The 20691-nt window shown below is 65.8% G+C and carries 20 protein-coding genes; 10 read left to right on the top strand and 10 right to left on the bottom strand.

What is annotated here, in order from left to right:
* Window positions 1-100: 100 nt before the first annotated feature.
* The 3 genes from ACK4HL_RS05495 to folK all read right to left on the bottom strand — a co-directional run bounded on the left by ACK4HL_RS05495 (window position 101) and on the right by folK (window position 2687).
* Window positions 101-1417, bottom strand: a complete 1317-nt coding sequence (locus tag ACK4HL_RS05495; RefSeq protein ID WP_409757037.1) for a peptidoglycan DD-metalloendopeptidase family protein — start codon at window positions 1415-1417, stop codon at window positions 101-103.
* Between the two features lie 105 nt (window positions 1418-1522).
* Window positions 1523-2149, bottom strand: coding sequence for a L,D-transpeptidase (locus ACK4HL_RS05490; protein ID WP_409757036.1), 627 nt, complete (start codon window positions 2147-2149; stop codon window positions 1523-1525).
* Window positions 2150-2198: 49 nt separating this feature from the next.
* The gene (gene folK, locus ACK4HL_RS05485) at window positions 2199-2687 is read right to left on the bottom strand and encodes a 2-amino-4-hydroxy-6-hydroxymethyldihydropteridine diphosphokinase (RefSeq protein WP_409757035.1); all 489 of its coding nucleotides are present in this window, start codon (window positions 2685-2687) and stop codon (window positions 2199-2201) included.
* A gap of 64 nt (window positions 2688-2751) precedes the next feature.
* Here folK and ACK4HL_RS05480 point away from each other — a divergent pair, with 64 nt between their 5' ends.
* Window positions 2752-3348, top strand: a complete 597-nt coding sequence (locus ACK4HL_RS05480; protein WP_409757034.1) for an NYN domain-containing protein — start codon at window positions 2752-2754, stop codon at window positions 3346-3348.
* Window positions 3349-3352: 4 nt separating this feature from the next.
* Window positions 3353-3994 (top strand): uracil-DNA glycosylase, encoded by a 642-nt coding sequence (locus ACK4HL_RS05475; RefSeq protein ID WP_409757033.1) that lies wholly within the window; start codon window positions 3353-3355, stop codon window positions 3992-3994.
* A 12-nt stretch (window positions 3995-4006) separates the two neighbouring features.
* On the opposite strand, the gene ACK4HL_RS05470 is transcribed toward ACK4HL_RS05475, so the two are convergent.
* The 3 genes from ACK4HL_RS05470 to dapA are packed head-to-tail and all read right to left on the bottom strand — an operon-like array spanning window position 4007 to window position 5890.
* A complete protein-coding gene (locus tag ACK4HL_RS05470) occupies window positions 4007-4507 on the bottom strand; it encodes a redoxin domain-containing protein (RefSeq protein WP_409757032.1) in 501 nt (166 codons plus the stop codon).
* A 2-nt stretch (window positions 4508-4509) separates the two neighbouring features.
* Window positions 4510-5007, bottom strand: coding sequence for an SsrA-binding protein SmpB (smpB, locus tag ACK4HL_RS05465; RefSeq protein WP_409757031.1), 498 nt, complete (start codon window positions 5005-5007; stop codon window positions 4510-4512).
* Between the two features lies 1 nt (window position 5008).
* Window positions 5009-5890, bottom strand: coding sequence for a 4-hydroxy-tetrahydrodipicolinate synthase (dapA, locus tag ACK4HL_RS05460; protein ID WP_409757030.1), 882 nt, complete (start codon window positions 5888-5890; stop codon window positions 5009-5011).
* A gap of 199 nt (window positions 5891-6089) precedes the next feature.
* On the opposite strand from dapA, the gene ACK4HL_RS05455 reads away from it, so the two are divergent.
* Both ACK4HL_RS05455 and ACK4HL_RS05450 read left to right on the top strand, forming a co-directional pair.
* Window positions 6090-8204, top strand: coding sequence for a transglycosylase SLT domain-containing protein (locus ACK4HL_RS05455; RefSeq protein ID WP_409757029.1), 2115 nt, complete (start codon window positions 6090-6092; stop codon window positions 8202-8204).
* 4 nt (window positions 8205-8208) lie between these two features.
* Window positions 8209-9078 (top strand): alpha/beta fold hydrolase, encoded by an 870-nt coding sequence (locus tag ACK4HL_RS05450; protein WP_409757028.1) that lies wholly within the window; start codon window positions 8209-8211, stop codon window positions 9076-9078.
* Between the two features lie 103 nt (window positions 9079-9181).
* Here ACK4HL_RS05450 and ACK4HL_RS05445 read toward each other — a convergent pair whose 3' ends face one another.
* On the bottom strand, window positions 9182-9424 hold the full coding sequence (locus tag ACK4HL_RS05445) for a hypothetical protein (RefSeq protein ID WP_409757027.1): 243 nt from the start codon (window positions 9422-9424) through the stop codon (window positions 9182-9184).
* Window positions 9425-9823: 399 nt separating this feature from the next.
* Here ACK4HL_RS05445 and ACK4HL_RS05440 point away from each other — a divergent pair, with 399 nt between their 5' ends.
* The 3 genes from ACK4HL_RS05440 (at window position 9824) to ACK4HL_RS05430 (ending at window position 14062) form a co-directional block, all read left to right on the top strand.
* A complete protein-coding gene (locus tag ACK4HL_RS05440; protein ID WP_409757026.1) occupies window positions 9824-11254 on the top strand; it encodes a hypothetical protein in 1431 nt (476 codons plus the stop codon).
* Window positions 11255-11651: 397 nt separating this feature from the next.
* On the top strand, window positions 11652-13088 hold the full coding sequence (locus tag ACK4HL_RS05435) for a hypothetical protein (protein ID WP_409757025.1): 1437 nt from the start codon (window positions 11652-11654) through the stop codon (window positions 13086-13088).
* A 128-nt stretch (window positions 13089-13216) separates the two neighbouring features.
* Window positions 13217-14062 (top strand): serine protease, encoded by an 846-nt coding sequence (locus ACK4HL_RS05430; RefSeq protein WP_409757024.1) that lies wholly within the window; start codon window positions 13217-13219, stop codon window positions 14060-14062.
* A 19-nt stretch (window positions 14063-14081) separates the two neighbouring features.
* Here ACK4HL_RS05430 and ACK4HL_RS05425 read toward each other — a convergent pair whose 3' ends face one another.
* Window positions 14082-15053, bottom strand: a complete 972-nt coding sequence (locus ACK4HL_RS05425; protein ID WP_409757023.1) for a quinone oxidoreductase family protein — start codon at window positions 15051-15053, stop codon at window positions 14082-14084.
* 67 nt (window positions 15054-15120) lie between these two features.
* On the opposite strand from ACK4HL_RS05425, the gene ACK4HL_RS05420 reads away from it, so the two are divergent.
* The gene (locus ACK4HL_RS05420) at window positions 15121-16290 is read left to right on the top strand and encodes an aminotransferase (protein WP_409757022.1); all 1170 of its coding nucleotides are present in this window, start codon (window positions 15121-15123) and stop codon (window positions 16288-16290) included.
* Between the two features lie 2 nt (window positions 16291-16292).
* On the opposite strand, the gene ACK4HL_RS05415 is transcribed toward ACK4HL_RS05420, so the two are convergent.
* Together ACK4HL_RS05415 and ACK4HL_RS05410 are read right to left on the bottom strand one after the other, a co-directional pair.
* The gene (locus tag ACK4HL_RS05415; protein ID WP_409757021.1) at window positions 16293-17009 is read right to left on the bottom strand and encodes a Crp/Fnr family transcriptional regulator; all 717 of its coding nucleotides are present in this window, start codon (window positions 17007-17009) and stop codon (window positions 16293-16295) included.
* A 95-nt stretch (window positions 17010-17104) separates the two neighbouring features.
* Complete coding sequence (locus ACK4HL_RS05410) at window positions 17105-18151, bottom strand: DUF2279 domain-containing protein (RefSeq protein ID WP_409757020.1); 1047 nt, start codon at window positions 18149-18151, stop codon at window positions 17105-17107.
* A 182-nt stretch (window positions 18152-18333) separates the two neighbouring features.
* Here ACK4HL_RS05410 and ACK4HL_RS05405 point away from each other — a divergent pair, with 182 nt between their 5' ends.
* A complete protein-coding gene (locus ACK4HL_RS05405; protein ID WP_409757019.1) occupies window positions 18334-18687 on the top strand; it encodes a PilZ domain-containing protein in 354 nt (117 codons plus the stop codon).
* Between the two features lie 60 nt (window positions 18688-18747).
* Window positions 18748-20646 (top strand): methyl-accepting chemotaxis protein, encoded by a 1899-nt coding sequence (locus ACK4HL_RS05400; protein WP_409757018.1) that lies wholly within the window; start codon window positions 18748-18750, stop codon window positions 20644-20646.
* The last annotated feature ends 45 nt before the right edge of the window (window positions 20647-20691 follow it).

Below are 20691 nucleotides of genomic sequence, written 5' to 3'. Positions count from 1 at the left end.
ACTCCCGAAGCACGCCCGAGCATGACCGATCATGGCGCAAATGCAAGAGCCCGGGCCTCTTCGGCCCGGGCTCGTGTCAGGCACGTGGCCTGCGGTTCGTTCAGTTCGCCGCGGTCGAGGAGGAGAGATACTTCATCGGATCCAGAGCCACCGCGCCCTTGCGCACTTCGAAGTGCAGCTGCGGGCTCGAGACGGAACCGGTCTGGCCGGCCTTGGCGATGACGTCGCCACGCTTCACCGTGTCGCCGCGCTTGACGAAGAGTTCCTTCGCATGGGCGTAGGCCGTGACGTAGCCGTTCTCGTGGCGGATGAGCACGAGGTTGCCATAACCCTTGAGTTCGTTCCCGGAATAGGCGACCACGCCGCTGTCGGCCGCGCGGATCGAAGTGCCTTCCGGCACCGCGATGTTGATGCCTTCGTTCTTGAGGCCGTTGGCCTTGGGGCCGAAGCCGGAGATGACCTTGCCGCGCACCGGCCAGCGCAAGCCCGGCGCGCCGGCGATCGGCGCCTGCTCGGAAACCTGCTGGCCCGCAGTCTCGGCGGGCTGCTGCTCGACCGCGGCGGCGGCCTTTTGCGGTGCGGCGGGAACGGCGGCAACCTCGGTCTCGTCCTCCGCCGTGACGGCGGCAGTTTCGAGCTTGGGCTGGGCCGCCTGCTTCTTCACGGCCACGGCCGGAGCGGCGGATGCGGACCCGCCGGGGATTCTCACCCGCTGTCCAACCGCGAGCTGCGCGTCACGTGGAAGCCCGTTGGCCTCGGCGATCGCATAGGGCGACAGGCCGTATTTGCGGCCGAGCGAGAACAGCGTCTCGCCGCTGGCGACGGTGTGGCTCGCGGCCTTGCCGGAGTCGGTCACCGAGGGACCCTGCTTGAACGGCTTGGCCGGCGCGGGCGCGGTTTCGGGTTCGGCATAGGCGGTGGCCTGGCCGCTTCCGCCTGCCGGAATGCGCAGCGTCTGGCCGGTCCTCACCGAGTAGGGCGCGCGGATGCCGTTGGCGGCGGCGAGTTGCGAGACCGAGACGTTGTTGGCGCGTGCCACCGAGTAGAGCGTCATGCCCGGGCCCACGGTGACGGTGCGGCCGCCGGCGGCAGACGGAGCCTCCGCCACGTCGGGAGTAGCGGCGACGGCGGGCTGCCGGTACTGCGTCGTGCGGTAGGATTTCGAGTAGTCGTAGCTCGGCGGCTGCTGCGATGCGCCGGTCAAGGGCTTCGAGCTGATTTCGTCATCCATGCCGACATTGGCGGCGGTGACCTGCTTCGGCACGCTCGCCGTGTAGACGGGATCGGCATCTGACGGGTTGGACGCGAAGCGGTCGGACTCGGCGGAGCAGGCGGCGAGCATGACAGCGGCGGCAACGGACAGGAGGAACTTCGACCTGGATGCATTCCAGGCGGAACTGCGAACTTTCAACGGCATGCCCCGAACTCCAAAACAAACTGACACAAGCAGAATGGATCGTTTAGGTTAAGGGAGGGTTTATCGCGTCGGCAGGCCCGCAGAATTTTGCAAACACTCCCCGGATCAGTCTTCCACCATCACGGTGGCACCGATCCGGACGCGGTCGTAGAGGTCGATCACCTCTTCGTCGATGAGGCGGATGCATCCGGAGGACACGGCACTCCCGATGCTCCACGGCTCCGTGGTGCCGTGGATTCGGAACTGGGTGTCGCCGATGTAGATGGCGCGTGCGCCGAGCGGGTTGCCGGGGCCTCCGGGCACGAAGGCGGGAAGCACCCTGCCCTTCTGCATCTCGCGTGCGATCATCTCCTGGGGCGGCCGCCAGTCCGGCCACTCGGCCTTGCGCGAGACCGTGTCGGTGCCGCTCCAGGTGAATCCCTCGCGGCCGACGCCGACGTGATACTCGATGGCCTGTCCGCCGGGCAGGATGAAATAGAGACGGCGCGCACCGGTCTTCACCAGGATCGATCCGGGCGCGAGCGCGGAAGCGAAGGCGATGGTGCGGCTGCGCATGTGCGCGGGAAGTTCGGCGATGGGCCGCTGCTCCGCCATGGGCTGGCCGCTGCCGTCGTCAATGCCGCCAAGGACCTGGAAGGCCTGGCGCACGGACCCGATCCTTTCATCGGCAAGCGCAGCCGCGGGCGCGTGAAGCGCCGCGAGTGCCGTTGCCGCCCAACACCACACACGCATGAGACGTCACCCCGGGCGGCGAGACTGACGCCCGCCGATTAACCAGTGATTAAAGCAGGCCGCCCTCGCCCTCGGGGTCGAGCCGGCGCAGCATGGCGGCAGCGGTCAGGTGCGTCACCGGGTGGCGCCAGCGCGGCGCGATCTCCGCGATGGGGGCCAGCACGAAGATGCGGTCCTCGATGCCGGGATGCGGCAGCACCGGGCGGGCCGGGGGCAATCTCACCAGGCCGTGGTAGTCGATGAGGTCGAGGTCCAGCGTGCGCGGTCCCCAGCGCAGCGTGCGGCGCCTGCCCGCCATCCGCTCGATCAGGTGCAGGCGATGCAGCAGTGCCTCCGGCGAGGCCGCGGTCTCGATTTCCGCCACGGCATTGACGAAGGGCGGCTGGCCCGTCACCCCGTAGGGCGCGGAGACGAGAAGGCGCGAGCGGCGCCTCACCTTGAGCCCTCCGGTTCCCAGCCGCCGAAGCGCCTCCGCAACGGTCTCGCGCGGGCTTCCCCAGGGGCCGTCGCGATTGCTGCCGAGGGCGATCAGGATCATTTTTCTTGAGGCCGGTCCGATGGATGACTAAACGGGACCCATACACGACGTGGAGATTTCAGACATGCATTTTTATCCGGATGAGCGCGTCGCGCTCTTCATCGACGGCTCCAACCTCTACGCCACCGCCAAGACGCTCGGCTTCGACATCGACTACAAGCGCCTGCTCGGCTTTTTCCGCAAGCGCGCGCGGCTGATCCGCGCCATCTACTACACCGCCCTGCTCGACGACGCAGAATATTCGCCGATCAAGCCGCTGATCGACTGGCTCGACTACAACGGCTACCGGGTGGTGACCAAGCCCGCGCGCGAGTTCACCGATGCCATGGGCCGGCGCAAGGTGAAGGGCAACATGGACGTCGAGCTCGCCGTCGACGTGATGCAGCTCGCCGACCAGCTCGACCACATCGTGCTGTTCTCGGGTGACGGCGATTTCCGCCCGCTCGTCGCCGCGGTCCAGTCCAGGGGCCGCCGCGTGAGCGTGGTCTCGACGCTGACGACCAGGCCGCCGATGATCGCCGACGACCTCCGCCGCCAGACCGACCAGTTCATCGACCTCAGCGAACTGCGGGAGGAAATCGGCCGCGATCCTTCCGAGCGGCGAGAGCGGGCGCCGGCAGCGCCGCCGCGCGAGAGCTTCGAGGATTTCGCGGACATCTGAACCCATGCAGAGCCCGGAGCCGGGGCGCGACTGCCCGTTCTGCCCGCGTCTCGTCGCCTACCGGCACGAGCAGCGCGAGCTTCACCCCGCGTGGTTCAACGCGCCGGTTCCCTCCTTCGGCGGCGAAGAGGCGGAGCTGCTGATCGTCGGGCTGGCGCCGGGCGTGGCGGGCGCGAACCGCACGGGCCGGCCCTTCACCGGCGATTTTGCCGGCGACCTGCTCTACGACACGCTGCTTCACTTCGGTTTCGCCAGGGGCATCTATCGCGCCGATCCCCATGACGGGCTGACGCTCGCGGGCGCCATGATCTCCAACGCCGTGCGCTGCGTGCCGCCGCAGAACAAGCCGCTGCCGGCAGAAATCCGCACCTGCAACGCTTTCCTCCGTACACGGATCGCACTCCTGCCCCGGCTCAGGGCGGTGGTGGCGCTTGGCCGCATCGCACACGAGGGCGTGCTGACGGCGCTCGACGCGAGAAAGTCGGCTCACCCCTTTTCCCACGGCGCGGAACATGCGGTGGGGGGCTTCAGGCTCTTCGACAGCTATCACTGCTCGCGCTACAACACCAACACGGGCGTGCTGACGCCGGAGATGTTCAGGAGGGTGTTCGCGCGGGTAAGGGAGCATCTGGGTGCGCAGCCATAGCCCTCTTCCGCCCTAGGACAGCGCCGACAGCACCTCGGCGGCGTCACGCTCAGGTTCCGGGATCGGGTAGCGCACGCTCGAGATCACGCCGTCATGCAGGATGAAGGTGAGGCGCTGGAGATAGAGTTCGCCTCCCGTCTCGAACATGGGCAGCGCGAGGCGCGACTGGAGAGCGCGCGTGCTGTCCGAAAGAAGGCGGAAGCTGAGGCCGTTCCGCTGCACGAAATCGCGCTGCCATTCGGTGGAGAGGAGGCTCAGCCCGAAGAGCTTGACGCCGAGCCGGCGGAAATGCCCATAGGCCTCGGAATAGGCGAGCGCCTGCGGGGTCGAGCCGTGCGCGCCGGGAATATGATCCCAGTTCTGCGGGTTGGGGTAGCCCGGCCTGCCGGTGAAGGGATAGCAGAAGATCACCGCGGGACCGATGAGCCTGGCAGGGTTGACGGGGCTTCCCGATGTCGCCTCCAGATCGATGCTCGGCATCCGGCGGCCCACGAGATGCTGCATGAAGACCATGCTCAGCCCTTCTCCCTCATGAGGCGCGCACGCTCCCGGTCCCAGGAGCGTTCCTTGATCGTCTCGCGCTTGTCGTGAAGTTTCTTGCCGCGGGCGAGAGCGATGTCCACCTTCACCCGGCCCCGCGTGTTGAAGAACATCTTGAGAGGCACGATGGTCAGGTGCTCCTTCAGCACGCCCGCCGCCAGCTTGTTGATCTCGGACTTGTGGAGAAGCAGCTTGCGCGGCCGCTTGGGCTCGTGGTTGAAGCGGTTGGCCTCGCGGTATTCCGGGATGTTCGAGTTGATGAGCCAGAGCTCGCCCCCCTTCATCGCCGCATAGGCCTCGCCCAGGTTGGTGTGGCCCGTGCGCAGCGACTTCACCTCGGATCCCTTGAGTTCGATCCCGGCCTCGTAGGTCTGGAGGATCTCGTAGTCGTAGCGGGCCCGGCGATTGTCGGAGATGACCTTGATGCCCTCTTCCTTGCGCGAGGCCTTTGCCCCGCCGCTCTTTGAACTCATGTCAGTTCAGGAGCCCGGCATGCACCATGGCCTTGCGCACCGCCTGCTTGGTGGATTCGGCGACGGGCACCATGGGAAGGCGCGCCTCGGGTTCGCACAGGCCGAGCAGGCTCGCGGCATATTTCACGGGGCCCGGGCTCGTCTCCACGAACATGGCGTGGTGGAGCGGCATCAGACGGTCCTGCAGCTTCAGCGCCGTGGCGTAGTCGCCCTTGAGGGTCGCCTCCTGGAACTCGGCGCAGAGGCGCGGCGCCACGTTGGCGGTGACGGAGATGCAGCCAACCCCGCCATGGGCGTTGAAGCCGAGCGCCGTTCCGTCCTCGCCCGAGAGCTGGATGAAGCCGGTGCCGGATTCGAGGCGCTGGCGCGAGGGGCGCGTCAGGTCGGCCGAGGCATCCTTGGTGCCGACGATATTCTTGAAGTCATGCGAAAGCCGCGCCAGCGTCTCCACCGAGATGTTGGCCACCGTCCGTCCCGGCACGTTGTAGACGATGATCGGGATGTCCACCGCCTCGGCGATGGCCTTGAAATGGGCGTAGAGGCCTTCCTGGGTCGGCTTGTTGTAATAGGGTACGACGACCAGGGCGGCATCGGCCCCCGCCTCGCGGGCGTGGATCGTGTATTCGATGGCCTCCATCGTGCTGTTGGAACCGGTTCCGGCGACGACCGGCACGCGCCCCCTCGCCTCCTCGATGCAGATCTCGATCACCCGCTTGTGTTCCTCGGGCGTCAGCGTCGGGCTTTCACCCGTCGTGCCCACCGGCACCAGGCCGTGCGAGCCCTGCTCGATCTGCCAGTTGACGAATTTCCGGAAAGCCGCTTCGTCGACCTCGCCATTCCTCATGGGGGTGATGAGCGCGGGAAGGGAACCTCTCAACTGCACGGGAACAACTCCGGTAATGACTTGGAAACCATGGGAGGACTAGATTTGCGAGGCGTTTCCGCGAGCCGCAAACGGGCGGGCACATTAGACGTTTGCCCGGGCACGGGCAAGCACCGATCAGGACTGGCCCGCAGCCATCCTATCGGCGTATTTGCGGGCTAGCGGGCAGTTGATGATTCTTGGTGTGATTGGACAGTCCATGCGTTTCAGCCGGTTTCTGCGTGTCAGCCTCATTGCCCTCGCCGCGGCCGCGGCGACGGTTTCGCCCGGCCTTTCGCCGCTCGGCGCGGTCGTCCAGGCCCAGGCCAATCCCTCGGGGCAGGCGGTCGAGGCGGCGAAGCTGGCGCTCAAGGGCGACTTCGTAGGCGCCGGCGCCGCGGCCGAGCGGTCTGGCGACATCGCCGCGATCAAGCTGGTGGAACTCATCTATCTTCGCGACCACCCGAACGACGCCGGCTACCAGCGCATCGTGGACTTCCTCGAATTCGCGCCGAAATGGCCTCTGGCGGAAGCGCTGCTGAAGCGCGCCGAGCGCTCGCTCTATGTGAACAAGGAGAGCGCGAACCTCATCCTCGGGCATTTCGCCAAGCGCAAGCCGACGACGCCTGAAGGCTCTCTGGCGTTCGCCCGGGCCCTCGCCGCCACCGGCAAGTCGGACGAGGCGAGGACGCAGGTCCAGGCGGTGTGGCTCAACGCCGACATCACGGCGGAGATGGAGAAATCCGTCGCCGCGGAATTCGGCAAGCTCCTCACCGAGGACGACCACAAGCGCCGCATGTGGCGGCTCGTCTACGCGCAGGAAACCAATGCGGCGATCCGGGCATCGAAGCGCCTTCCCTCGGACTACCAGAAGGCGGCATCCGTCGCGCAGAAGCTGATCCGCAGCGAGAAGGGCGCAGACAAGCTCTACAACGGGCTCCCCTCCGCCATGCGCCAGTCGCTCGGGATGAAATATGCCCTGGCGCGCTATTACCGGCGCACCGAGAACTACGCGAAGGCTCGCGCCATCCTGGCGGAGATCCCGGGCGAGGCCTCGAAGATGGGCGACGCCGGGGCGTGGTGGATCGAGCGCCGCATCGTGGCGCGGCATTCGATCGGCATCAACAACCGCAAGAACGCCAAGGCGGCCTACCGGATCGCCAGCGCCCATGGCTTCAGCAAGGGTGAAGAGGCGCTGGAGGGCGAATTCCTCGCCGGCTGGATCGCGCTCCGCTACCTGAAGGATGCCGAAACCGGTCTCCGCCACTTCCAGCGCCTGGGCGAGATCGCCGAATCGCGCACCGAGAAGGCGCGCGCCGGATACTGGAGGGGCCGGGCCCTCGAGGCCATGGGCCGGAAGGGCGAGGCCAAGACGGCCTATGCCGAGGCCTCGGCCTATTCCACCGTCTATTACGGCCAGCTGGCGCGCGAGAAGATCGGGCTCGGCCGGGTGCCGGAGGAGATCGACAGCGGCAAGGCCTCCGCCTCGGCAGTGGCCAATATCGCCAAGGACGAGGTGGTGCGCGCCTTCAAGATCATGCAGAAGGCCGGCAGCCAGAACGACCTCTACATGTTCCTTTGGTCCTTCGCGAACCGCTTCGACACGGTGGACGAGATGAACGCCGTGGCCGACGTGGTGTGGGACGCGGGCGGAGCCACCATGGCGGTGAGGCTCGCCAAGGCCTCGGCGGCCCGTAACATCGACATCGACGCCTGGGGCTATCCCATCCGGGCGCTCCCTGACTGGAAGCAGATCGGCAAGCCGGTGGAAAGGCCGCTGGTCTTCGCGCTCGCCCGGCAGGAAAGCGAGTTCAACCCCAAGGCCGGCAGCAAGGTGGGCGCCCAGGGCCTCATGCAGATCATGCCCGGCACGGCGAAGCTCATCGCCAAGCAGCACGGCATCAAGCACAATCCCGGGCAGCTGATGAACCCGGAGTATAACGTGAAGCTGGGTGCGGCCCACCTCGGCGACCTCATCGCCGATCACGGCGGCTCCTACGTGCTGACCCTCGTATCTTACAATGCCGGGCCGCGCCGCTCGCGCGAGTGGCTGGTGGAATACGGCGATTTCCGCAAGGGCGAGGCCGATCCCATCGACTGGGTGGAATCGATCCCGTTCCAGGAAACGCGCCAATATGTGCAGAAGGTTCTCCAGAACCTGCACGTCTACCGCTCGCGCCTCGCGCCCAAGACGGTGCGGCCGATGTCGGCGGACCTGGCGCGCGGCACCAAGGGCGACGGGCTCAGCGTGGCCTCCACCTCGGCGCCGGCGGAAGCGCAGGAAGCAGCCTGCGGCAAGGGTTCGATCGCCGATCTCATCACCAGCTGCGACTGAGCCGTTGCAGTTCGCCGAGCACATCATCGCCGCCGCCGACGGCACGCCCCTCTATGCGCGTGACTATCAGGCCGAGGGCCGCGGGCTGACGCCTGCCGTATGCCTGCCCGGCCTCACCCGCAATGCCAGGGACTTCGAGACGATCGCACCCCTGCTGGCCCGGAAAAGGCGCGTCGTCGCCCTCGATTTCCGGGGGCGCGGCCGGAGCGGCAGGGCCGATCCCGCCACCTACCGGCCCGACCAGGAGGTGGCCGACACGCTCGCCGTGCTCGACGCGCTGGGGGTGGAGCGTTTCGCGGTCATCGGCACCTCGCGCGGCGGCATCGTGGCCATGGTCATGGCGGCGCGCGCCCTGCCCCGCATGGCGGGCGTGCTGTTCAACGACATCGGTCCCAGGATCGACAAGGCGGGGCTCCTCCGCATCCGCGGCTATCTCGGCAGCGATCCGAAATTCGCCAGCTGGGAGGAGGCCGTGGCGGCGCTGAAGGCCGGCAATCCCGGCTTTCCTTCGCTGAGCGACGCCGAATGGCTGGCCTTCGCGCGGCGCGTCTATCGCGAGGATGAAGGCGGCCCCCGCGCCGATTACGACCCCGGCCTCGCCGTCAATTTCCCGAGCGCCGCGGAGATCGAGGAAGGCAAGGTGCCGGAGCTCTGGGCGCTGCTCGAGCTCATGGCGGAGGTGCCATCCCTGGTGCTGAGGGGCGAACACTCGGACCTGTTGAGCGAAGAAACCGTTGCGGAGATGCGCCGGCGGCACCGGCGGCTTTCCGCCGCCACCGTGCCGGAGCGCGGCCATGTGCCCTTCCTGGACGAGCCTGTGAGCCTCGAGGCCATTGCAGGATGGCTCGCCGCGGTCGATTCGGCCCGGGGCTAGGGCTCCTTGCGGCCGAAGAGGTTGAAGGCCACGGCGCCGACGAGGCAGCCGAGCAGGAAGATCAGCAGCATCGCCAGCCCGAGTTCGACGGCATACTGCATCGTCATGCGCCGGCCTCCTCTTCGGCGGAGGGCCGGTCCGTGGCGGTGTACCAGCCGACCCAGACGCCGAGGCCAAGCGCCACCAGCATCCAGGCCCAGTGGTGGCCGAACAGAAGCAGCAGCTCGGCGAAAACCGGCAAACCCTCTTCCGCTTCGCCCGCCTTGCCCTGGTGAAGCAGGGCGGCAAGGAACGGCAAGACGGCGACCGGCGTGTAGAGCAGCCATTTCACGGGCCTGAGCGGCATGGAATTCCCCCGGGTGTGAGTCGCTATATTCCGCAACTCCGGGGTGGAGTCGAGGGGGTTCGGGGCCGTTCCGCAGGCCGACGGACTTCGCTCAATCCTCCCGCGAAAACGTGGGATTTGCCGCTCCGACATCGGCACAGCGCACGCCTATCTCTCTGGCAGCGCTTGCATTATGCGACTTGCAAACGTTTTCACCTAATTCCTTGTTTTATAGTGGTTTTTACTGTGGCAGATGAGTGACAGCGCCGGAAATTCGGGCCCGCAACGCACTCGCATGCGTTGACCTTTTCGCCGATTTCATCAACAACTCCCACGTGCGCTTTTCACCGCGTGCAGCCTTCCAGCGCCGTTTGCAGGGGATGGGGGCTACTCAACTCCAAGAGACTTGGGAGAACAGACATGAAGAAGATCAAACTGGCGCTTCTGGGTGGTGCGGCCCTTGCCGTGTCCGCCGCCGGCGCCCAGGCCGACGATCTCGACGCCCTCAAGGCGCAGATCGAGGCGCTGAACACCCGCATGGCCGCCATGGAGGCCGCCCCCGCGGTTCCCGCCGGCTACCAGCTGCTGACGATCTCGGAAGGCGAGCTTCCGCAGGTTCCCGGCCTTGGCATGAAGCGCGGCGACCGCCTCAGCTATGGCAACGAGGCCACCATCATCAGCGTCATGCCGACGGCTGACGCCCCGGCCGGCACGAGCATCACCTGGTCCGGCCAGGCTCGCGCGGGTCTCGTGTACGAGAACCGCGAGGGTTCGTTCGACGTGAGCTTCAGCGATCCGGACGATGCCAACAGCTTCGGTGACGCCTTCAGCCCCTACAGCAGCGACGGTGAATACAGCGTCGACAGGGACGTCGACGATCTCGATGTGAAGGCGCAAGCCCGCCTGCGCGTCGTCGGCACGACGGACACCGCCGTTGGCGAAGTCGGCGCCTCGCTGGAAGTCCGTGGCGACTTCAACGGCACCGGCACCGGCGACGCCTACGTGAAGGAGGCGTGGGGCTGGTGGGCTATGACCCCGGAGATCACCTTCGGCGGCGGCTATGCCGGTTCGCTGGGCGACATCTGGTACGGCTATGACGGCGCCTGCAGCTGCGTCTGGGTCGACAACGCCGACATGTCGTTCAATCCGGGCGACGTGACCCAGATGCGCCTGGCCTATGGGTCCGGCCCGCTCAAGATGGCCGTTGCGGTTGAGGACGGCGGCACGAACGACGGCTTCGGCGACGACAACTCCGGCGCCAGCGGCGACAAGCTCGGCGTGTCCGGCGAGGTCAAGTACTCGAGCGACATCGTCTCGGGCGAGATCTCCGGCGTCTACCGCGCTGTCGAGGAAGACGATTATTTTGACGTCGATGCCAACTGGCAGGTCGGCGCCGGCCTCAGTTTCGCACTGGGCGACATGGCGAACCTCTCGCTCGCCGCAGCCCTGGGTGAAGGCCCGACGACCAAGGTCGACGATGGCGACATCGTGACCAACCTGCCCCTCAACAACAGCTGGTGGGGCGTCACGGCGCTGGCATCCTTCAATCTCACGGATGAGGTTCATGCCGAACTGGCCGGTGGCTACAAGAAGCGCGAAGGCGACGATGTCACGGTCACCGACGAGGACGACGTTGACTGGAACTCCGACGGCTTCGAGTACGAGCAGTGGGCAGTCATGGGCGGCCTGTACTACACGCCCGTCGATCAGCTGACGATCGGTGTCGAAGGCGAGTACTTCACCACCTCGGTTGACTGGAGCTTCGACGAGGACGGCGGGGACGAGTCGATCGACGCCGAGGGCGACGTTGACAGCTTCTACGCTGCCTTCACCGGCGTCTGGCGCTTCTGATCCGAAACGCGACTCAGCGAATGGGAGACGGCCCGCTTCGGCGGGCCGTTTTCTTTTTGTTTCGCTGAATCGGCCCTGCCCCATGCGTGGCGGCACCGTGGCAGCCACAGGATCGGGATTGCTGCACGTGCACCAATAACCGGCGCGCTACCTGTGCCGCAGCGCGTTAACTGACTGTTTTAACTCACTTTTCTGGAGCTTCCAGGGGCGCGGCAGGACTGTGGCATTCGGGTGACAGATACCGAAATTCGCATGTCCAAATACTCACATACATTGACCTTTGACGGGTTTGGTCAGAGAAATCACGGGTGTGCGATGAACTCGTGCATTGCCTTCCAGCACCGTTTGCAGGGGATGGGGGGGTCTACTCAACTCCAAGAGACTTGGGAGAACAAATATGAAATCGATTAAGTTGGCGCTCCTGGGTGGTGCGGCTCTCGCCGTGACCGCCGCTGGCGCTCAGGCCGACGATCTGGACGCCCTGAAGGCCCAGATCGAGGCGCTGAATGCCCGCGTCGCCGCGATGGAAGCTGCCCCGTCGGTTCCCGCCGGCTATCAGCTTCTGACCATCTCGGAAGGCGAACTGCCGCAGGTCCCCGGCCTCGGCATGAAGCGTGGCGACATGCTCAGCTACGGCAACAAGGCCACCGTGATCAGCGTCATGCCGACGGCTGACGCCCCGGCTGGCACGACCATCACCTGGACCGGCCAGGTCCGCGCCGGCGTCGTCTACAATAGCTTTGATCGCGACGTTGATCTGAGCTTCGAGGATCCTGGCGATGCCAACGAGTTCATGGGCGGTAGCTGGCTTAATAGCGAAGACGTTGACACCGATATCACCATCTCGAACGACGACGATGATATCGACGTCCCGGCTCAGGCCCGCCTACGCGTCGTCGGCACCACCGACACCGCCGTTGGCGAAGTGGGCGTGGCGATCGAGTTCCGTGGCGACTTTAACGGCACTGGCAGGGCTCACGCCGACATCAAGGAGGCTTGGGGCTGGTGGGCGATGACCCCCGAACTGACCTTCGGTGGCGGTTACACGGCCTCGCTGGGCGACATCTGGTATGGCTATGACGGCGCCTGCAGCTGCTACTGGGTCGACAACGCCGACATGGCGTTCAATCCGGGCGACACGAGTCAGCTGCGTCTGACCTACGCGTCCGGCCCCCTCAGCATGGCCATCGCGGTTGAAGATGCCGGAGCGAACGACGGCTACGGCGAGGACGATGATAACATCAATGGCGACAAGCTGGGTGTTGCCGGCGAGATCAAGTACTCGAGCGACACCATCTCGGGCGAGATCTCCGGCGTCTACCGGGCCGTGGATGAAGACGAGTACTGGGACGTCGATAGCCTCTGGCAGATCGGCGCGGGTCTCGGCTTCGCGCTCGGCGACGTTGCTAACCTCTCGCTCGCCGCCGCGATGGGTGAAGGTCCGGCCACGAAAGTTGAAGACGGTGACATTGTCGATGCGTCCTACGTCAACAACAAGTATTGGGGCATTACTGCTCTTGCTTCCTTCAACCTGACCGATGAAGTGCATGCCGAACTCGCCGGTGGCTACAAGCACCGTGAGACTGATGAGAGCGGCTGGGTTTACTCGGGTGGGGATTGGTGGGAAGGCAGCGGTATCGATTATGATACCTATGCCATCATGGGCGGAATTTACTACACGCCCGTCGAGCAGCTCACCATCGGTGTCGAAGGCGAATGGTATACGGTTGATGCTGGTTTCGACCTTACGGAACAGTATTCCGGAGACAAGGTCGACATCGACGTCCAGTCTGACACCTTCTACGCTGCCTTCACCGGTGTCTGGCGCTTCTAAGCGCTCTGCACGGCAAACGATTGTTGACGGCCCGCTCCGGCGGGCCGTTTCTTTTGGGCAAATGGTTTTGCAGGCCTTGCTGCCGCCGCGATTTCGATTCATAGAGACGAGCGAAACAGAGTCCCGAGATGCCCCTGCCCCTTCGCACGCTGATTGCCGCCCCGCTCATCGCACTGGCGCTCGCCGGATGCGAATCGACGTCGAATGTCGATCTCGAAGGCCGGAACTTCAACGTGCAGCAGACATCCGCGGGCGAAGCGGTCGCCAGCACGGAGCAGATTGCAGCCCTGGTGCGGCGTTCCGGCCCTTCCTATGTGACGCTCATCGTTTCCGAGCAGGTCTCGGCCGACCAGCGCTCCAAGGACAACCAGCGCGGCTCGCCCGTGACCTCCGGCAGCGGCTTCGTGGTTGAATCGTCGGGCTATGTGATGACGGCCGCGCATGTCGCCAAGCGCCCCGGCAACACGGTCTCGGCGCGCGCCGCCAACGGCCGCGTCTATTCCGGCCAGGTCGTGGCGGTGAACCCGGAGAACGACATGGCGCTCATCAAGCTGCGCGGCTTCTCCGGCAAGACGGTGACGCCGGGCGACAACCAGTGCCTGGAACAGGGCAATCTCGTCTATTCCCTCGGCCGCCCGCATTCGCAGGGCGACACGGCGCGCCTTGGCGAGTTCGAGTCGATGAGCTTCGGCCAGGCCGTGCGCTATGCCGGCACCAATGGCAAGTTCGGCTATCCGGACGCGATGGTGCTTAGGCTCTCCACCCAGAAGGGCGAATCAGGTGGGCCCCTGTTCGATGCCGATGGCGAGCTCGTCGGCATGATCGTGAGCACGCTCTATGACGGCGCGGGCCAGCCGCTGAACCTTGCCCATGCCGTGCCCTCGCGGACGCTGGCGGGCTTTCTCTGCGCCAACATGAGCTGCTCCCCCAAGTGGCGGAGCCTGCCCACCGCCCCGGCCTGCAGCCGGGGCTGAGCGCCCCGCCCAATCCTTCTCAGGGAATCAGGATCGTCGTGCCGGTCGTGCGGCGGCTCTCGAGGTCGCGGTGGGCCTGCACCACGTCTGCCAGCGCATATCGCTGGTTCACGGGAATCTTCACCTTGCCGCTCGCCACCATCTGGACCAGGTCTTCCGCCGTTTCCTTCAGGTCCTCGTCCGAGGCGGTGTAGGTCATCAGCGTGGGCCGCGTCACGTAGAGCGAGCCGCGGGCGGCCAGGAGGCCGAGGTCCAGCGACTTCACCGGCCCTGACGCGTTGCCGAAGCTCACCAGCAGCCCGCGCGGCTTCAGGCAATCGAGCGAGGTCATCAGCGTCGCCTGGCCGACACCGTCATAGACGACCGGAACGCCCTTGCCGCCGGTGATCTCCTTCACGCGCGCCACCGTGTTCTCCGTCGAATAATTGATCACGTGATCGCAGCCATGGGCGCGGGCCGCCGCCACCTTCTCCTCCGATCCCACCGTGCCGATGACGGTGGCGCCCAGCGCCTTCGCCCACTGGCTGAGGATCTGCCCGACGCCGCCCGCCGCGGCATGAAGCAGGATCGTCTCCCCCGGCTGCAGCTTGTAGGTGGCACGCAGGAGATAGCGCACCGTCATGCCCTTCAGCATCATGCCGGCCGCCGTCTCGTCCGTGATCGCATCGGGAAGCCTGGTGATGCGGTTGGCCTGCAGGTTCCTCCCCTGGGCATAGGCGCCGAGCGCGCCCACGCCATAGGCGATGCGGTCTCCCACCTTCAGCGAGCTGACGCCCTCGCCCAACTCCTCCACCACGCCCGCTGCCTCGAGCCCGAGCCCGGAGGGCAGCTGCACCGGATAGAGGCCGGAGCGGTGATAGGTGTCGATGTAGTTGAGGCCGACCGCCGTCTGCCGCACGCGCACCTGACCGGGGCCGGGCTTTTCCACCTCGACATCGACCAGCTTCATCACTTCGGGCCCGCCGTTTTCGGTGATCCGGATCGCTTTCATGCTTGCACCTCCTGGCGGTGCCCGGCATGTTCCGGCGCAACCGCATTCCGCTTTCTGGTGCCCCATCATGTCATACGCCGTCAATCCCGCCATCCACAGGATCGAGGCACCGCCCATCATGGAGGCGCAGGGCTGGATCAGGCCCGGCCTGCGCAATCGAAAGCTCCTGAACTTGTGCCAGGCGGTGCCGAGCTGGGCCTGCGCGGAAGAGCTGAACGAAGCGGTGGCGCGGCTGGCGCATGAGCCCGGCATCCACCTCTATACCGATATCTTCGGCTTGCCGGAACTGCGCGATGCCATCGCCGCGCATCTCTCGGCCGACTACGGCGGCCGGGTCGCGGCGGAAAACGTCTGCGTCACCGCCGGCTGCAACCAGGCCTTTGCGGCGGCGGTGATGGCGGTCGCGCGCGCCGGGGACAATGCAATTGTGCCCGTCCCCTACTTCTTCAATCACACCATGTGGCTCGGCATGCTGGGGGTGGAGGCGCGCCATGTCCCGGCGGTTTCCGGCGATGCCACCCATCCGAGCCCCGAGGATGCGGCGGCGCTGATCGATTCGCGCACCCGTGCCATCGTCCTGTGCTCGCCCAACAACCCGACAGGCGCCATCTACCCGCCCGAGGTGATCGACGGCTTCTTCGATCTGGCGAGGAAGCACGGCCTCGCCCTCATCATCGACGAGACCTACAAGGATTTCCGCGAGGGGGAGTCACCCGCCCATCGCCTCTTCGCACGTCAGGACTGGGATGAGGCCTTCATCCACCTCTACAGCTTTTCCAAGGTCTTCGCGATGACGGGCTACCGCGTCGGCTCGGTCACCGCATCGGCCCGCGTCTTAGGCGAGATCGAGAAGATCATGGACTGCATGGCGATCTGCACCTCGCACATCTCTCAGCGCGCCGCGTTGTTCGCGCTCTCCTCGCTCGAGGATTGGAAGCGGCAGAAGATGGCGATGATGCAGGGCCGGCTCGAGGCGCTTCGATCCGCCTTCCGGCGCCCAGCGCTCCGCTACCAGCTCATCAGCTCGGGCGCGCTCTTCGCCTATGTGAAGCACCCTTTCCGGGACCAGGGCGCGAAGCAGGTGGCCATGCGGCTGGCCGGCGAGCATGATCTGCTCTGCCTTCCGGGCTCGATGTTCGGGCCGGGCCAGGAGAGCTACCTGCGGATCGCCTTTGCCAACGCCGAGGCCTCCGACATGGAGACGCTGGTGGACCGGCTCGTCGAGAGCCAGGGCTGAGATCAGATCTCCGCCATGTCGCGCAGCTCGTCCGGCTGCACGATCACGTAGAAGCTTCCTTCGCGGCCCAAGATGCCGTCGCGCAGCAGGTCGTTGATGGCGCGGCTCGCATTCTCGCGGGCGACACCCGCCATGCCGGCAATGTCCGTCTGGGTGATCTTGTTGGGAAGCAGGACGCGGCCTCCGGGACGCGGCTCGCCCAGGCCCTCCGCCAGCGAGGCGAAGGCGCGGGCCACCCGGCCCGCTACCGTGACGGTGCCCTGCGCCACCATCGACTCGTTCGTCTCGCGCAGGCGGCGCGCCAGGATCTTCAGCGCCTCGCGATAGACCTGCGGATTGGCGTCCGCCAGGCGGAAGAACGAGGACTTGGAAAGATGCAGCAGGCGGCAAGGCTTGAGCGCTGAAATCGTGGCCGAACGCGGCGCGTCATCGATGAGGGAGAGCTCGCCGATGAGGGAGCCGGGGCCCAGAACGGCGAGGAGCCGTTCCTGGCCGTCCTTGGCCACCACCGCGGCCTTCACCACGCCTTCACGCAGGTAGTAGCAGCCCTCGCCCGCATCCCCGGCGTGGAAGAGAACCTCCCTCACCTTGAGGTCCAGGGGGCGGGCGGCAGTGAGCAGCGAACGAAGGATAGGTCGCGGCACGGGCGGGGGAGCCGTCCGCCCGGTGCGGCCGGTGCGGACGGTCTGGGTTACCCGCGGGCGGGTGTTCTGCAGCATGCGCGTTCCTCCCGTTTTCTGTGATCCATATCACAGGGCGGAGCAAAGTTCGCGAAAATCTGCAAACGACTTCAAGATACGGGAAGATCGGGTTATCAGCGCGAGCTGGTGGGAACGTATGTGTAGGGAACCTGCAGGTATTCCAGTGCCCGGCTGGTGGCGAGGCCCGGGAGCGTGTCACGCACCTCCGGTGCTTCGCCGAGGAGTTCGTTCAGGTTGAGGCCGATCGCCACGTAGGGCTCTCTCCGGGGGTCCACGCCCCTGTCGCGCTCCTCGTCGGTGTAGCCTTCGGTGAAGTAGCCTGCCTGCAGCTCGAGGAAGCGCAGCGGCGTCTCCTCCAGGTCTTCGAAGCCCGAGAGCTTCAGCGCCAGCACGTATTTCTGGCCCGCGTAGTCGGTCGCCGGCGCGAAATCGGAATATTCCGACTGGATGTATTCCATGCGGAAATCGAGCTTCTCGCCCAGTTCCGGAATGGTGTTGCGCAGGAAGGAGAAGCCGACGCCCAAGCCATCGGCGATCAGGTCCTCGTAGGAGAATCCATGGCCGCCCGAGAAGCCGTCGAAGAACTCGATGTAGGTCTGGAGGCCCATGCCGAGAATGGCGCCCGTCACGATGGCACCGTTGGGATCGTCAGCCGAATGAGCGATGCGCTGCGAGAAGTACTCGGTGAGCAGGTAGCCCGTATAGGCATGGCCCAGCTTGTCCATGCCGCCGTATTTCGTATCCTCGCCGAACCAGCCTTCATTCTCGAAATGAAAGCCGGAGCTGCCCCATTCCCAATTCTTGAGACCGAAAGCCGTCGTCAGGCCGTAGATGGCCGCGATGTCCCAAACGATCGCACGGGAATGGTCGAAGAAGAGAGCGGCATCGTAATCCGCATAGCCCGAGACGTCGAGTTTCTCGAGATTGTATTCCAGCCGGTCGACGAAACCGGCCACGGCCGAGGCGGGCTCGATGCGCACCGGAGAGACGAGCTCGAGATTGCGCAGTTCGGTCTTGGTCAGGACAGTTTCATGCCCCAGCGGTTCGAATGTCGCGAGCGGGGCGATCTCGGCGAATACCGGCAATTCGTCTGCCACCGCGGCGCCAGGCGGCACCACGGCGAGCATGCACGCAAGAGCCGCCGTCGCCATCCGTTCCATGGGGCAAGTGTTACAATAATCCCCTTGCCTCACCAAGGACATTTCGGGGCCGGGTGCTGACCAATGAACAGGCGCTTCGGAACCTCGCCCCGGCAGCTGCAACCACAGGCAGGGGGCGACCTCCAGCTTGGCACAACGTTGCCCCCCTAGCGTCCGGCAGCGAGGACGAGGCAGGAGCATCCATGGCCCCCGACATATTCGGCGCAACGCGCCTCAAGACGGCCCCGACATTCGACCTGCGGCCACGGCTCGAGCGCCGGACCTGCGACCTCGCCGCCCGTATTGCGACGGTCCATGGCGAGGCTCATGCCCGCATCCTCAACATCTCCGCGGGCGGCATCGGATTTACCACCGACCCCGTGCTGATGCTGAAGCCGGGCGAGGCCTTCATTATCCGGCATGACCGCCTGGGAGACGTGCGCTGCCAGCTGCGCTGGGCTCTCCACCCGCGCTATGGCGCCGAATTCGACGCTGCCGGCAAGGCCTCGGGAGCGGTGCATGCCTTCTACGACTCGCTTCCGCCGGAGCCCGGCTGACGGGTTCATCCTTCCGCCCACCAAGAAACCGCAACCGTCAAGAAGACAAGGCGTAAACACATGACCAAAAGCCTCTTCACCATCCAGCGCCTGATGATCACCTTCGGGGTGATCATGGTCGGCCTCATGGCCTTCCTCGGCCTGCAGACCTACAACACCATCAGCGAGGTGCGGATCGGCAGCAAGGACTATACCAGCATCGTCCAGGGCAAGGATTTCGTGGCCGACATCCTGCCGCCGCCGCTGTTTCCGGCGGAACCCTTCGCCTACATGCAGATCCTCGAAAGCAATCCCGGCCTCCTGCCGCAGCTCAAGCCGCGGCTGCTGAGCCTGCACGACGCCTACAACACCCGGCTCAAGTTCTGGGAGGACAACATCGCGGGCTTCGGGATCATCGATCCCGCCGAGTGGACGGCCTTCCGCAGCGAATTGATGAAGCGCGGCGAGCCATTCTGGAACGAGCTCGAGAACGTCTTTATTCCGGCGCTGGAGCGCGGGGACACGGCCAGTGCCGGCGCCTCGATCAACCGCGTGCGCGCCACGTTCGTCGACTTCGGCGAATACATGAACGGCGAGGCCGCGAAGATGGGCGCCAACGTAACCAAGATCGAGCAGTCGGGCATCGGCACGTCCGAATCGAGCCTGAAGTTCATGACCGCCATCAACGGCAGCATCGCAATTCTCATCGCCCTGCTGCTCATCGCCTCGCACCAGTTCGTGGTGCGCGCCCTCACGCGGATTTCCGCCACCATGGGCCGCCTCGCCGGAGGCCATCTCGAGGAAGAGGTTCCCTATGCCACGAGGGGAGACGAGGTGGGCGCAATGGCCCGCGCGCTCGCGGTATTCAAGGACCAGGCACTGCAGAACCGGCGCAACGACGAGAACTCCAAGCACATCATCTCGGTTCTGGGCCAGGGCCTCGAAAACCTTGCGCAGGGCAATCTCACCCATCGCATCGACCAGCCCTTCCCCGATGCCCTGGACAGGCTGCGCCAGTACTTCAACTCCGCCGCCGACAGCCTGACGGAGACGATCAACACGGTGAAGCGCGGCTCATTCGGCATCAAGTCGGGCACCGAGGAGATCGCCCAGGCCTCCGACAACCTGTCGCGGCGTACCGAGAACCAGGCCGCAAATCTCGAGGAGACGGCAGCCGCAGTGGCCGAAATCACCTCGACCGTGAAGAAGACCGCCGAGGGCGCCCAGCATGCCCGCAACATGGTGACCGCCGCCAAGGAGGATGCCGACAAGAGCGGCGTCGTCGTGAAGCGTGCCGTCGAGGCGATGCAGGGGATCGAGAAATCCTCCCAGGAGATCACGCAGATCATCGGCGTCATCGACGAGATCGCCTTCCAGACCAACCTCCTCGCACTCAATGCCGGCGTCGAGGCGGCGCGGGCGGGCGAGGCGGGCCGCGGCTTCGCGGTGGTGGCCTCCGAGGTCCGGGCGCTTGCCCAGCGCTCTGCAGAAGCCGCGAAGGAGATCAAGGGCATTCTCTCCACCTCGCGCAACCAGGTTCAGGAAGGCGTGCAGCTGGTGGCGGAAACCGGCACCTCGCTTCGCCAGATCATCGAGCGGGTGAACGAGATCAACACCATCGTGACGGAGATCGCCCGCAGCGCCGAGCAGCAGGCCACCGGCCTCCAGGAGGTGAACACCGCCGTCGACCAGATGGACCAGGTGACCCAGCAAAATGCCGCGATGGTGGAAGAAGCCACCGCCGCCACCCGTACCCTTACCCAGCAGTCGACCGAGCTTGCGCAGATCGTCTCCCGCTTCACCACCGCTGCCGCCGCGATCATCGCGCAGGCCGAGGAAGCCCGAGAAACCCACAAGCCGGCACCGCGCGCGCCCTCGCGCAAGATGAGAGCCGCAGCGGCTGCGGCCGCGGGCGGCAGCGGCGGCGGCACGGCCATGGCCAAGGCGGAACCGGCCGATGCGGGCTGGGAGGAATTCTGAGCCCGGCATCCACTCCCTTTCAAGCGACCTGGGCCCGCCGCGCAC

The sequence above is a fragment of the Aestuariivirga sp. genome (assembly GCF_046294715.1).
Lineage (GTDB): Bacteria > Pseudomonadota > Alphaproteobacteria > Rhizobiales > Aestuariivirgaceae > Aestuariivirga.
Note: the sequence above shows the minus strand (reverse complement) of the source record. Positions and strands in the feature narration are given on the sequence as shown.